This is a genomic window from Myroides indicus, from assembly GCF_004364575.1.
GTDB lineage: Bacteria > Bacteroidota > Bacteroidia > Flavobacteriales > Flavobacteriaceae > Flavobacterium > Flavobacterium indicum_A.
In genome coordinates this window covers 56,988-71,589 of the sequence record NZ_SOAG01000007.1, presented here as the reverse complement: position 1 = coordinate 71,589, position 14,602 = coordinate 56,988, and the positions used below count along the sequence as shown (strand labels likewise).

The window sequence follows — 14,602 nt, the reverse complement described above, 5'->3', positions numbered from 1 at the left end:
CACGGATAATAATCCGTCTCTACATTGATATACTATGTGTGCACAATGCCGAAGGCAAAAAACTGTTCACTGTCCACTGTTAACCAATTTATTTATCAGCTAATCTTAAGATATCTCCAAACACTCCACGTGCTGTAACAGATGCTCCAGCTCCAGCTCCTTGGATAATGATAGGGTTGTCTCCGTAGCTCTCTGTGTATATCTCGAATATACTGTCTGAACCTTTTAACTGTCCTAATGCTGAGCTAGTAGGTACTTCGATTAGCTTTGTTTCTAATACTCCTTTGTCCTCTTGTAAGTCACCTGATAGTTCTCCTACATAGCGAAGTACTGTATCTGGTGCTAAGCCTTGTTTTATCTTATCGAAATAAGGGTTTAGCTTCTCTAAATTGTTTAAGAACGTTGGTGTATCCACAGCTTGTAAGTCTGTTGGAATTAAGTTTTGGATATTAATTTCTTCGAACTCGTTTTGTAGGTCTAACTCACGAGCAAGAATTAATAACTTACGTCCTACATCATTACCAGATAAGTCTTCTCGTGGGTCTGGCTCTGTATATCCTTTCTCTATCGCTTCTTTCAGCACTTCACTGAATGGTCTGTCTTGGATAGAGTAGTTATTGAATATATAGCTTAGACTTCCTGAGAACACTCCTTTTATCTTCGTGATATTTTCTCCTGATAAATGAAGTAGTTTAATCGTATCAATCAATGGTAAACCTGCACCTACGTTTGTCTCGTATAGATATTCTTTGTGATTTGCCTTTAATGTTTGACGAAGCTCTTTGTAGAAGCTATAAGAGATGGTGTTTGCTATCTTATTCGATGAGATAAGGTCAAAACCATTCTCTACTAACGGAATATAATTCTTGATAAACTCTCCAGAAGCTGTATTATCTATCGCTATTAGGTTCTCTAAGTGATTAGCATTCGCATAGTCGATTACCTCTTGAATAGTATAAGCAACACTTTTTTCTTTTAGATCTTCTCTCCAGTTACAGTTAATACCTCCATCGTTTAGTAATACTTTTTTAGAGTTACCAATGGCGAAGATGTTAAGAGCTATATTCTTTTTGCCTTCTATAGATTGAGCTGAGTGTAAGATCTGGTCGATTAAAGTTCCTCCTACTAATCCGTGTCCAAATACAGCGATGTTTATCTTCTTCGCGATACCGAATATTTGCCCGTGGATGACATTTAATGCTTTCTTCGCTTCTTCTTTACGAACAACTAAGCTTACGTTCTTTCCTGTTACCGTATTGTTGAAAAGAATAGGAACGATCTTATTCTTTACTAATGCTGCATAAGGCTTGTCAAATGTGCTTAGGTTCTGACCAATGATAGAAATCACTGCTATATCTCGGATGATAGAGATACTATTCACATCACGAGTATAGAAATCATTAGAGAATTCTCTATTTAGTGCTTCTGCTGCTTTATCAGCATCTTTCTCTTCTACGATAAAACCTAATCCACGTTCTGAAGAACCTTGAGAGATAACACCTACGCTAATTCCTTCATTCGCTAATGCTGTAAATACACGTGCATCAACTCCTACGATACCTAATAATCCACGTCCTTCAAACTGTATTAAGGCAACATTAGACTGTACAGAAAGAGATTTGATTCCTTTAGCAGTAGTCTTGTTAGAGATTAATGTTCCTTTGTTATCTGGGTTTAATGTATTCAAGATACGCAGAGGAATATTGTTTTCTACCAGAGGTAATATCGTTTTAGCATGTAAGATAGAAGCTCCGAAGTTGGCTAACTCATTTGCTTCATCGAAGTGAAGTTCTTCTATCTTTTGAGCGTTCTTTACCCAATCTGGATTAGCAGTATAGATACCGTCTACGTGAGTATAGTTTTGCAATTCATCTGCTTGGATAAAATTAGCTAATAGAGCTGCTGAGTAGTTACTACCATTGCGACCTAGCGTAGTCGTTTCTCCCTTCTCAGTTGCACCGATAAACCCTGTTACTACTGCAATAGTCCCTTTGTCTAAGTTAGCAAAGTAAGCTTGTGTCTTCTTTTTCGATACTTCATCTAATGCTTGTGCACTACCGAAGTTGTTATCTGTGATAAAGAATTGACGGCTATCTACAGCAATGGCTTTTATCCCTTTGGCATTTAACTGAGCAGCTAATATCTTACTTGATATTAATTCTCCTTGTGCTAATACTTGGTCTTTAATTTTTAACCCATAGTCTTCAATTAAAGAAACTCCTTCGTATAATTTGCTCAATACTTCTATTTCTGTATGTATATCTGCTTCGTTGTGGTATGCTCTGTTTTTGAATGCTTCAAAAGCAGTTGTATAATCTTGTTTAGTCTTTGCTAAGTCTAATATATTCTCTAAGGTATCTGTTGTATCTCCGATAGCAGAAACTACTATGGTAATAGGCCCTTCGTTTACCTTTTTCTTAATGATATTGTTTACGTTGTCAAAAGCTTGCCCTGATGCAAGAGACTTTCCTCCAAACTTTACTATTTTCATGATGTGCTGATTTTAGAATAATGGTTTTAATAAATTGTTTAATTGTTCGTATTCAATTAAGAAGGCATCGTGGCCGTGTATTGATTGAATCTCTTGGTATGTAATGTGTTTGCAACAGTCCTTTAATAAAGCGACTGTCTGTTCTTGTTCTTTGTTTGTGAACATATAATCTGTATCTACTGCTATACAGTGTATCTGTGCACTTGTTAGTTGAGCAAAAGCCTTTAGACTATCTTGGGTCTGTTCTTGACCTATTGTTTTGAGTAGGTGATTCATTAGCTTGTAAGCTTGTAGCTTAAATCGACTTTCTAAAGTCTGCCCATGATATTTAAGCCAACTCTCTATCGCATATTGGTTTTCACTTTCTTTATACCCATTGGCGAACTTCTGCTGGAGCGATGCAGGAGTGCGGTAGAGTAGCATAGCATGCATACGAGCGTCTTCTATCGGCTTTGATGAGTTGTTCAGTATGCTGTCTTGTACTAAGGCATTACCTATTAACCAATCTGATGCTTTACAACTTGTCGCGATAGGGATTAAATGATCTACTGCCGTCGGTCTTATAAAAGCTAACTCCCATGCGATACTTCCTCCTAAGCTTCCTCCGATGATTGCGTAAAGGTGACTTACGTGTAATCGGTCTAAGGCTTTCCAAAACACTTCAGCGATAACTTTAGTCGTTAGTACTTTATAATCTTGGATGAGGTGTCTCTCTTGTTGGTTAAAACCATTGCCAGGGATATCAAAAGCGATTACTGTGTATTTGTTGAGATCGATTACTTTGTCATAACCCACTAAACTATTCCACCAGCCGTTGTCTCCAGCTACTTGACTATTCCCTGTCAAAGCATGGTTAACCAATACGATAGGAGCACTGTGTAAAGGTTGTCCCACCACCTGATAGGTGAAGTGAAAAGTATGTGTACTTCCGTTTGGTAGTGTGTGATTAGTGATTGTTATTTCTTGTAAGCGACTCATGGTATTCTATTGTTATTTATTGTGCTAATGCTTGTTTGATATCTTCTATTAAATCTTCTGTTTCTTCTAATCCTATAGATAGTCGTATTAGACTTTCTGTTATCCCAGCTTGTATTTTAGTCTCTTTAGGTACTGAGCCATGAGACATCTCAAAGGGATAATTGCTCAAACTCTTTATACCTCCTAAACCTTCTGTTAGGGTAAAGAGCTTTAAACTCTGTATGACTTGTAAGGCGGCTTCTCTCGTATTCTCTTTTAGATCAAAGCTGATGACGCCCCCGAAATACTTTTGTTGCCTCTTAGCAAGTTCATATCCTTCATGACTTTTTAATCCTAGATAATATATCTTGTCTATCTTCGGATGCGTGCTGAGGTATTCTGCAATCTGGACAGCATTCTCAGAGCAACCTTTATATCTCAACAAGAGTGTTTCAATACCCCTGATGGTTAAGAAGCTATCGAAGGGACTTAGTATAGCTCCTGTTGAGTTTTGGTGAAACTTAATGACCTTTCCGATTTCTTCTGTTTTGGTTATTACTAATCCTGCTACTACATCAGAATGTCCTGCTATATACTTCGTAGCACTGTGTACCACGATATCAGCTCCTAAGTCTAACGGCTTCTGCGCTATTGGGGTAGCGAAGGTGTTATCTACGCATACCCATACGTTATGTTGCTTAGCGATACTCGTGATAGCTTGTATATCTGATATACGCAGTGTAGGGTTAGTAGGACTTTCTATCCATATCAATTTTGTTTTGTCATTGATTGCTTTCTCTACATTAGCGGCTACTGTTGTATCTACATAATGAGCCTTTATCCCAAACTTCGCATACACCTCATTCAGTAGTCTGTAAGTTCCACCATAGATATTCGCTACAGCTATTACTTCGTCTCCTTGGCTTAGTGTCTTGAATACTGCATCTATTGCAGCAAGTCCACTTCCGAAGGCAAAGCCCTTCGCACCGTTCTCTAATGAAGCAACTAATTCTTCTAAAGCTTGACGAGTAGGATTATTAGTACGAGTGTAGTCAAATCCCTTGTTTACTCCTGGTGCCTCTTGAGCGAATGTCGTTGTCTGATAGATTGGTACAGCTATGGCTCCTGTGTGTGGGTCTATCGGAATGTGTTTTAGTATGTCTGTTTGGGTCCTCATCTTATAATGTTTTAAATACGTTAGCTAAATCTGCTTTTAGGTCTTCTATGTTTTCTATTCCTACAGATAGTCTGATTAAGTCAGGTGCTACTCCTGTTGCTTTTTGTTCAGCTACACTTAATTGTTGGTGTGTAGTAGAAGCAGGGTGAATGATTAATGACTTAGTATCTCCGATGTTAGCAAGTAGTGAGAATAGTTTTGTCTCGTTAGCTACTGTCTTCGCTGCTTCAAATCCTTTTTTCAATCCGAATGTTACCACTCCACTTTGTCCTTTAGGCAAGTACTCTTTTGCTAAGTCGTGGTAAGGGCTTGACTTCAGACCAGGATAGTTTACCCATGCTACAGCATCTTGTTTCTCTAACCACTCTGCTAATGCAAGAGCATTCTCACTGTGCTTTTGGATACGGATAGACAATGTCTCTAATCCTTGGATGATTTGGAAGGCATTGAATGGGCTAAGTGCAGCACCTAAATCTCTTAATCCTTCTACTCTGATTTTGGCAATGAAAGCGGCATTACCTAACGCTTGGTGATATATTAGTCCGTGGTATCCTGGAGAAGGTTCTGTGAACTCTGGGAATCTACCACTTGACCAATCAAATGTCCCTGCATCGATAATCGCTCCACCTAGAGAAGTACCATTACCTGTGATATACTTAGTCAGCGAGTGTACTACGATATTAGCTCCATATTCGATAGGGTTAAGTAGAGCAGGAGAGGCAACAGTGTTATCTACGATGAAAGGTATTTTAAACTCTTGTGCAATCTTTGCTACTGCTTTTAGGTTAATGATGTCTAACTTCGGATTACCTAAACTCTCTACGAATATTGCTTTTGTGTTCTCTTGAATATTTGTTCTGAAGTTCTCTACATCAGATGGATCTACGAAAGTGGTGTTGATACCGAATCTTGGAAGAGTAACATTAAATAAGTTATAAGTTCCTCCGTATAAGCTATTAGATGATACGATGTGGTCTCCTGCTTTTAATAATGTTAAGAACGTTGTAGAGATAGCAGATGCTCCTGATGCTGTTACCACTGCTCCGATACCTCCCTCAAGTGCTGCTAAGCGTTGTTCTAAGATATCGTTAGTAGGGTTGTTTAATCTTGTATAGATATACGCTGGGATAGACAGGTTAAAAGCTCCTGCTGCATGATCAGCATTTTCGAATACATACGATGATGTCTGATAGATAGGCACAGCTCTTGTTCCTGCTGTAGATTGTACATTGTGTCCTGCGTGTAATGCTTGTGTTGAAAAATTTAGATTGCTCATGGTTATATTTTTTAATGTTTTAGTTACTCGTTTTTTATTTTCTCAGTACTTAACCCCTACTGAGTAAAGGGCATAAAAAAAGTCCTTTCGGCATTGCCAAAAGGACTTCAAGTATTTTAATCTCTTTGTTTAGATTATAACTAACTCGTTGGCTTTAGGCAATAGGGCGTCGTGAACATCATCATGTTCATCATCATCATTGCCATCATCATTGTGTTAGTATTGAAAATCATGGTATTTATATTTATCTAATTATATACTGTTTGGTTTGGTGTAAAAAAAAAGCCCTCGCTATTGCAAGGGCTTTATATATGTTATTTAGAATTTAAGTTTATGCAAATAACAAGCCCTGCGGATTTCTCCACATCATCATTGTCATCATCATTGTATAAACTGTATTCATTTTTTCTTCTTTGTTTTCGTTGGTACAAATATCATTAATTTATTTTGGAATAAACAAAATAAAAGTAATTTTTTTTATAATTTTAAATAAAAATCTCTCACAAGTGCCTCAAATGCTGGGGTGTACTGATGTCTCTCTACTTCGATAGTTAGCTCATCTAAGGGGATTTTTTCCACTAATTGACGTGAAAAAGCAATTAAGCTACGTTTGATTTCAGCTTGTTCGTTCCCTCGAACGCGAGTTACCTTGAATGGATAGATACCAAACTCGGCTGCTAATCGCATTAGTGTCTCTTCTTCTTTAGCAGGAATAATTACACTAAAGACACCTTTCTCAGACAAGAAATATTCTACTGCTTCAATTAATAAATCAAAAGGCATCGCATCCTGAAAGCGAGCAGTATCTCTCTGCTTATCATTTGTGTGATAATCTTCACTATAGAAAGGAGGATTAGAGATAATTAAATCATACTCTTCTTCCATCTCATTAGCGAAGGTCTCTAAATCGGCATGGTAACAGAATAGTCTATCACCCCAAGGGCTGTTCTCAAAGTTCTCTACAGCTTGCTCATGTGCGTTTTCGTCTATTTCTACTCCATCTATCTGCTCTGCACCTGTGCGCTGTGCCATCATTAAGGCTAATAGTCCTGTGCCTGATCCTATGTCTAACACATTGTAAGGATTATTGTCTATCGGTGTCCATGCTCCTAATATTACTCCATCCGTACCTACCTTCATCGCACACTTATCCTGCTGTATAGTGAATTGTTTAAATTGAAACATACCTAACCTTTAAAAAACGAAATAAAGATGATAATATAAAATAGCAACCTTAATGATTTTGGATTCAAAATTTTATAAATACAGCTCAACTAATCCCTCAGGGATATCCAGTATTAATTTTTTGTTGTTTCGGTCTACTAAATGGATAAAAGCATCAATCATAGGAATTAAAATTTCAATTCCATGCAAATCGATGATAAATAAAGGTTGTGAAGCACTGTCATTAATAGAGCTGAGTTTTCCTATATATTTTTTGTTGATGTCAAATACATCAAATCCGATGATTTCATGATAATAAAATTTATTGCCATCAAGTTTCGGTAACATAGATAATGGCAAATAAAGTTCGCAGCCAAGTAAACTATCAGCTTCTTCTTCAGAGTCACAATCTTCAAACCGAACTCTCAAAAAATCGTTTTTATGTAAAAAAGCGTGTGTAATAAAAAAAGGAACCAGTTGTCCGTTGAATTCAACGAACACTGATTCCAAATTTTCGTATAACTCAGGTTCGTCAGTATCTAAATAAATCAATACCTCCCCTTTAAAGCTAAATTTTTTTGCGATTTTGCCTAAATAGAAACAGTCTTTTTTACGCATATCGCTGTTAGGTTAAGCTTGAGTTTCTTCGTTGTTTTCTTCTGTTGATTCAACAGTTTCTTCTGCATTAGCAGTCTCTGATGCAGCTTTTGCTTCCTGAGCAGCAGCAGCGCGTTTTGCACTAACTTCTTTTTCGGCAGCAATTTGTTTTGCTCTTTCAGCAGCTTTTGAAGTAGATAAACCTTCTGCTTTAGCGCTAATTTTAGCAGCTTTTTCCTCTAACCAAGCTGTAAATTTAGCATCAGCTTGTTCTTGCGTGAGAGCACCTTTTCTAACTCCGCCTTGTAAGTGGTGTTTTAACATCGCTCCTTTGTAAGAAAGTAATGTTCTTGCAGTATCTGTTGGTTGTGCGCCATTATCTAACCATTTTACAGCTGAGTCAACATCGATATCAACAGTTGCAGGGTTAGTATTAGGATTGTAAGTACCAATTTTTTCTAAGTATTTACCATCTCTTTTAGCGCGTGAATCAGCAGCTACTACCCAATAAAAAGGTTTTCCTTTTTTACCGTGTCTTTGTAATCTAATTTTTACAGACATATTTTATTAATTTATTTGAGGTACCCGACCTCGGTTAAAAATTTTTGCAAATATAATTCTTTTTATTAAAAAACAACTACGTATACTTCAATTAAAAAAATTAAATGTTAAAGGTTAAAATTATATTAAAAAAAGTTTTTTTCATCGACAAAAAAATCTATTTTTGCCTAATAGAACATTAAAAAGGAGTTAGTTGCTATGAAAAAAATATTTGGAATACTTGCAGTTGCTTTAGCTTTTGTAGCGTGTGAAAACGATGTTAAATTTGCAACACCCGGAATGCATGCTCAAATGACCCTTGATGCAATTACAGATACTACTGCTTTGAATCAGTCTCCGTACAATAGATTTACAGAATATAGACCTCAGGATTTTAAAGCCTTAGTTGTTAGTGGAAAAGGATTGGTTATAGAAGCTGTAACGGATTCTACAAAACTAATGATTACAGTTCCTGAATATGAATTTGGAACCAAATATGAATTTGATAAAACTAAAGGAATATTTGCGGAATATTTTTTATTAGATGATGATGAAAAAGTAATAGGATCTTATGGTACGGATATAAAAGGGAAAGATGAAAAAGAGATAGAAAATCCGGGCTTTGTAATTTTTGATGTGGCGGAAAAACAAGTGCCAGGTAGTATTTCAGGGAGATTTGTCATTAACATGAATGCTTCTTTGTTACCTCCTGATGAAACAGGAGGAGTAGGTGAGATGCCTGATGATATTCCTGATGGAGCTGCGGTGGTATTTATTAAAAAGAAATACGTTGATAAAAAGTCTTTCCAAGATGGAGTGTTTTTTAGAATTCCTTTAGGGGAGGCGAAATAAGAATAAGAGTTTGTTTTAATAATAAGACCGTTTTTTAAAGCGGTCTTTTTTTGTACCTTTGTATAGGCTGAATAAAACTTTTTTTGACATTAATATCCACAAAATCAAGTATGTATTTAATTTTTGATACCGAAACAACAGGACTTCCTAAAAGTTGGTCTGCACCTATTACAGATACAGATAACTGGCCGAGATGTATTCAGATTGCATGGCAATTACATGATGAAATGGGAAATCTTATTGAACATCAGGACTATCTTGTCAGACCCGAGGGATTTAATATACCATATGATTCGGAGCGAATTCATGGAATTTCCACTGAATTGGCAGAAGAGCAGGGAATTTCTTTGAAAGAAGTATTAGAAAAGTTTAATATAGCTCTATCAAAAACACGCTTTATAGTCGGTCAAAATGTAGGGTTTGACCTCAATATCATGGGGTGCGAATTTTATAGGATAGGAATAGATTCTATAATGACGAAGTTACCAGTATTGGATACTTGTACTGAAGTAACTGCGGAAATGCTCAAGTTACCCGGTGGTAGAGGAGGTAGATATAAATTACCTACTTTAACAGAGCTTCATACTTATTTATTTGGAGAGCCTTTTGCAGAAGCACACAATGCTACAGCGGACGTTGAAGCCACTACGCGTTGCTTTTTAGAGTTGATTAAACGAAATGCATTTAGCGTTGAAGAACTTCAGGTTGAAGAAGGCTACATTGAAAATTATATAAAAGTAAATCCAGAGCCTTTTAGACCTGTAGGATTAAAGCATATTAATCTAAAAAAAGCTTCTGATGACATCAGGAAGAGACTTCAAAAACAACAAGGGGATACAACAGAGGTAATTTCTGAAGAAGCCAAACAAAGATTCGAAAAAGCACAATTTGCACACTTACATGTACATACCCAATTTTCTATTCTTCAATCTACAATATCAATTCCCGGCTTGATTAAAAAAGCAGTAGAAATGAAAATGCCGGCAGTTGCTATGACCGATCATGGAAATATGATGGGAGCCTTTTTATTTGTAAAGGCGGTTAGTGATTACAATAAAGGAATTGAAGCACAGAATAAATCACGTATAGAACAAGGAGAAAAAGCTTTGCCTCCATTAGTTCCTATTGTAGGCTGCGAGTTTTTTGTTTGTGAAAATCACGCAGATAAAACTAAAAAAGATAATGGCTTTCAGGTGGTAATGCTCGCAAAAAATAAGCGGGGTTATCACAACTTAGCAAAAATGGCTTCTATAGCTTATACAGATGGTTTTTATTATGTTCCGCGTATAGATAAAGAAGTCGTTAAAAAATATAAAGAAGATATCATTGTTTTAACCGGGAATTTGTATGGAGAAATCCCTGGTAAAATTCTCAATGTGGGAGAAAAGCAGGCAGAAGAGGCATTGCTGTGGTGGAAAAGTGAGTTTGGAGAAGATTTGTATATCGAAATTATGCGGCATGAACAAGAAGATGAAAACCGTGTCAATCAGGTTTTGATTGAATTTTCCCGTAAACATAAAGTTAAAATAGTAGCGACTAATAATGCATATTATCTAGAAAAAAAAGATGCAAATGCACACGATATTTTGCTGTGTGTGAAAGATGGCGAAAAACAATCTACTCCCATTGGTCGAGGAAGAGGATATCGCTACGGATTGCCTAATCAGGAATATTATTTTAAGACAGAGGCAGAAATGAAAGAGCTTTTTCAAGATCTGCCGGAAGCGATTTATAATATTGAAGAAATAATAAATAAAGTAGAATCCTTTGTTTTACACAGAGATGTACTGCTGCCTAAATTTGCTATACCGCATGAATTTCAGGATACCAGAGATTTAGAAGATGGTGGTAATGGCAAAAGAGGAGAAAATAATTACTTACGCCATTTAACTTATGAAGGAGCTAAAAAGAGGTATAAAGAAATAACAGAAGAAATACAGGAACGGCTTGATTTTGAATTGGCAACTATTGAGCGAACAGGTTACCCAGGATATTTTTTAATTGTTCAGGACTTTATTGCGGCAGCAAGAAACATGGGGGTTTCTGTTGGACCGGGACGTGGTTCTGCTGCGGGCTCTGCAGTAGCATATTGCTTGGGAATTACAAATTTAGATCCTATTGAGTATGATTTGCTTTTTGAGCGTTTCTTGAATCCTGATAGGATTTCGATGCCAGATATAGATATTGACTTTGATGATGAGGGACGTGGCAGAGTAATGGATTACGTAATTGAAAAATACGGAGCAAATCAGGTAGCGCAGATTATTACCTATGGTAAAATGGCAACTAAATCAGCCATTCGAGATACAGCAAGGGTTTTAGATCTGCCTTTATTTGAAGCAGATAGAATTGCCAAGCTAATTCCGGGTATGATGCCATCTAAATGGAATCTCGCCCGATTTCTGTCTGAAGAAGAAAACATGATAAAAGGGGCTTTGCGAAGTGAGGAGTTTGACAGAGTAAGAGAATTAATCAGCATAGCCAAAGAAGATACTTTAGCGGGAGAAACTATTCGTCAGGCTCAGGTTTTAGAAGGTTCTATGCGGAATACGGGAATACACGCCTGCGGGGTTATTATTACGCCGGATGATATCACAAAGTTTGTCCCGGTTGTTTTAGCAAAGGACTCCGATTTGTATGTTACCCAATTTGATAATTCAGTAGCTGAAAGTGCTGGATTGTTAAAAATGGACTTTCTGGGCTTAAAAACACTGACATTAATTAAAGACACTGTTAAGCTTGTCAAGTATAGAACAGGAATAGAGATTAATCCCGATACAATTCCCATTGATGATATACAAACATACGAGCTTTTTCAAAGGGGAGAAACAGTAGGAGTGTTTCAGTATGAGTCGCCGGGGATGCAAAAGTACATGAGAGAGTTAAAACCTACCGTTTTTGCAGATTTGATTGCGATGAATGCTCTTTATCGCCCGGGACCACTAGAATATATTCCTTCTTTTATTCGTCGTAAAAATGGAGAAGAACCCATTGTATATGATTTAGAAGCTTGTAAAGAATTCTTGGAGGAAACATATGGAATTACAGTATATCAAGAACAGGTAATGCTTTTGTCTCAGAAATTGGCAGGTTTTACAAAAGGTGAGGCCGACGTTTTGCGTAAAGCCATGGGGAAAAAACAAAAAGATGTCTTGGATAAGATGAAGCCTCAGTTTATTAATCAGGCGGTAGAAAAAGGACACGATGCGGTAGTTCTTGAAAAAATATGGAAAGACTGGGAAGCGTTCGCTTCTTATGCTTTTAATAAATCTCACTCTACTTGTTATGCTTGGGTAGCTTACCAAACAGCATATTTAAAAGCACATTACCCGGCAGAATATATGGCGGCAGTCTTATCAAATAATATGAACGATATTAAACAGGTTACATTCTTTATGGAAGAATGTAAGCGAATGGGATTAAAGGTACTTGGTCCAGATGTGAATGAATCCTTTTACAAGTTTACAGTAAATGAAAAGTATGAAATCCGCTTTGGTATGGGGGCAGTAAAAGGAGTTGGTCAAGGAGCAGTAAATACCATCGTTGAAAACAGACAAAACAGCAAATACAGATCCATTTTTGATTTAGCAAAGCGAATTGATTTGCGTGCAGCAAATAAAAAAGCTTTTGAAAATCTGGCATTGGCAGGTGGGTTTGATTGTTTTGACAATACCCACAGAGCGCAATATTTTTATATAGATTCATCAGATTCTAATACTTTTTTAGAAAAAGCAGTAAAATACGGAGCTAAATTTCAGGAAAATGAAAATTCTGCTCAAGTTAGCCTATTTGGAGAGAGTAGTGAAGTACAAATTCCGGAACCTTTTTTACCTTCTTGTGAAGAATGGTCGACAATGGAAAAGCTGGCAAAGGAAAAGGAAGTAGTTGGAATTTATATTTCAGGACATCCTCTGGATGATTTTAGATTTGAGATGAATTATTTTTGTAATCTCAGGGTTGAAGAGTTGAGAAATCTGGAAGCTTTAACAGGAAGAACTGTAAGTTTTGGAGGAATGATTAATAATGTTCAGTTCAGAACTTCTGCTAAGGGCAAAGATTGGGCTATGTTTTCAATTGAAGGATATGATGAAAGTTATGATTTTAGAATGTTTAATGAAGAGTTTTTAAAGTTCAGACACTTTCTGCTTAACAATACTTTTGTATATGTAAAACTTCAGATACGAGAAGGGTGGATACGGAAAGATACCGGAGAAAAAGGCGAACCTCGTATCCAGTTTATGGAAGTGAAGCTTCTTCATGAAGTTATTCCGACCTATGCCAAAAAAATAGTGGTACATATGAATGTGAAAGAACTGCATCCGGTTCAATTAACAAAGATGAAAGAGATTTTTGATAGATACCGGGGAGATAAACCCGTGTCGTTTGAAATTGCTGAAATTGAAAAAATAACGGAAGATGAAACTTTTATTCCTGTAATGGGGAAACCTCAGATAGATGTAGATTATGATGGAGAAGTTATGGAGGAAATGGATATTGAACTAGAGAATGTTCCGGCAATGGAAACAAAAAAAGAAGAATATAGGGTGATTAATAAGTTGGAAATGAACAGTAAGAATAGCAGGGTGAATATTGTGGCAGAATTTCTCGAAGAGTTAGAAAGATTGCAAGTTAATTTTAAATTGAATTAGTTTTAACAATTAGTTCATAGATAAAATTAATATGATTCGATTAGGTAAGTTTAAATTATTTATTAGATTTGTTGAAGTAACTAAAATAAAATATCAATGGCATTAGAAATAACAGATGCTACTTTCGAGGAAGTAGTATTGAAATCAGATAAACCTGTGGTGGTTGATTTTTGGGCAGTATGGTGTGGACCTTGTAAAATGCTAGGTCCTGTAATAGAGGAATTGCACAATGAATATGAAGGAAAAGCAATTGTTGGTAAAGTAGATGTTGATGCAAATCAGGAATTTGCTTCGAAATACGGAATCAGAAACATACCTACTGTTCTAATCTTTAAAGGCGGAGAAGTAGTAGGAAGACAAGTGGGAGTAGCTCCGAAAGCAACTTATAAAGAGGCAGTAGATTCTTTATTGTAAAGAATAGAAATTTGTAGATATAAAAAGAGGAAGTGCAATAAAAGTATTTCCTCTTTTTAGTTTTTAATTAATAAAAACGCATGGGTTAAATTTATATCAAAAAATATCTTGTTGTAAATCAGAACCATCGAAAACAGAGTTAAAAAAAGATTTGATTTTCTTTTAGTGATGTTTGGAAGTTCTGAAAATGATTGTATATTTGCATCCGCATTACAGAAGTAATGACAAAGGTTTGGTAGTTCAGTTGGTTAGAATACATGCCTGTCACGCATGGGGTCGCGGGTTCGAGTCCCGTCCAGACCGCAAAAACTTTCGCAAGAGAGTTGAACTCAAATATTATTTGAGTATCACTTTGTCAGGAGTAATGATTTTTTTGGTTAGATACTGGTTTGGTAGTTCAGTTGGTTAGAATACATGCCTGTCACGCATGGGGTCGCGGGTTCGAGTCCCGTCCAGACCGCCAGTAAAGAGAAAGCCTCTCAACG

Annotated in this window: 10 protein-coding genes and 2 tRNA genes; 5 read left to right on the top strand and 7 right to left on the bottom strand. The window is 36.5% G+C overall.

Features of this window, described 5'->3' with window-relative positions:
* Positions 1–88: 88 nt before the first annotated feature.
* From thrA to C8P70_RS04260, 7 genes are all read right to left on the bottom strand, one after another.
* Complete coding sequence (thrA, locus tag C8P70_RS04290) at positions 89–2,491, bottom strand: bifunctional aspartate kinase/homoserine dehydrogenase I (RefSeq protein WP_133712107.1); 2,403 nt, start codon at positions 2,489–2,491, stop codon at positions 89–91.
* Between the two features lie 12 nt (positions 2,492–2,503).
* Positions 2,504–3,469, bottom strand: coding sequence for an alpha/beta fold hydrolase (locus C8P70_RS04285; protein WP_133712106.1), 966 nt, complete (start codon positions 3,467–3,469; stop codon positions 2,504–2,506).
* Between the two features lie 16 nt (positions 3,470–3,485).
* Entirely contained in the window at positions 3,486–4,625 is a 1,140-nt protein-coding gene (locus C8P70_RS04280) for a trans-sulfuration enzyme family protein (protein ID WP_133712105.1), read from the bottom strand.
* A 1-nt stretch (position 4,626) separates the two neighbouring features.
* Positions 4,627–5,901: an O-acetylhomoserine aminocarboxypropyltransferase/cysteine synthase family protein gene (locus C8P70_RS04275; RefSeq protein WP_133712104.1), complete on the bottom strand. Its 1,275-nt coding sequence runs from the start codon at positions 5,899–5,901 to the stop codon at positions 4,627–4,629.
* 477 nt (positions 5,902–6,378) lie between these two features.
* Positions 6,379–7,086: a tRNA1(Val) (adenine(37)-N6)-methyltransferase gene (locus C8P70_RS04270; protein WP_133712103.1), complete on the bottom strand. Its 708-nt coding sequence runs from the start codon at positions 7,084–7,086 to the stop codon at positions 6,379–6,381.
* Positions 7,087–7,158: 72 nt separating this feature from the next.
* Positions 7,159–7,683, bottom strand: coding sequence for a ribosome maturation factor RimM (gene rimM, locus C8P70_RS04265; protein WP_133712102.1), 525 nt, complete (start codon positions 7,681–7,683; stop codon positions 7,159–7,161).
* A gap of 12 nt (positions 7,684–7,695) precedes the next feature.
* Positions 7,696–8,223: a 30S ribosomal protein S16 gene (locus C8P70_RS04260; protein WP_133712101.1), complete on the bottom strand. Its 528-nt coding sequence runs from the start codon at positions 8,221–8,223 to the stop codon at positions 7,696–7,698.
* A 198-nt stretch (positions 8,224–8,421) separates the two neighbouring features.
* Here C8P70_RS04260 and C8P70_RS04255 point away from each other — a divergent pair, with 198 nt between their 5' ends.
* The 5 genes from C8P70_RS04255 (at position 8,422) to C8P70_RS04235 (ending at position 14,580) form a co-directional block, all read left to right on the top strand.
* Entirely contained in the window at positions 8,422–9,054 is a 633-nt protein-coding gene (locus tag C8P70_RS04255; protein ID WP_133712100.1) for a DUF6252 family protein, read from the top strand.
* A gap of 110 nt (positions 9,055–9,164) precedes the next feature.
* Positions 9,165–13,703 carry a DNA polymerase III subunit alpha gene (dnaE, locus tag C8P70_RS04250; RefSeq protein ID WP_133712099.1) on the top strand — a complete coding sequence of 1,513 codons (4,539 nt, stop codon included), beginning with the start codon at positions 9,165–9,167 and terminating at the stop codon, positions 13,701–13,703.
* A 96-nt stretch (positions 13,704–13,799) separates the two neighbouring features.
* Complete coding sequence (gene trxA, locus C8P70_RS04245; protein ID WP_133712098.1) at positions 13,800–14,117, top strand: thioredoxin; 318 nt, start codon at positions 13,800–13,802, stop codon at positions 14,115–14,117.
* 229 nt (positions 14,118–14,346) lie between these two features.
* Positions 14,347–14,420 (top strand) — tRNA-Asp (locus C8P70_RS04240).
* An 83-nt stretch (positions 14,421–14,503) separates the two neighbouring features.
* Positions 14,504–14,580: transfer RNA gene (locus C8P70_RS04235), tRNA-Asp, on the top strand.
* The last annotated feature ends 22 nt before the right edge of the window (positions 14,581–14,602 follow it).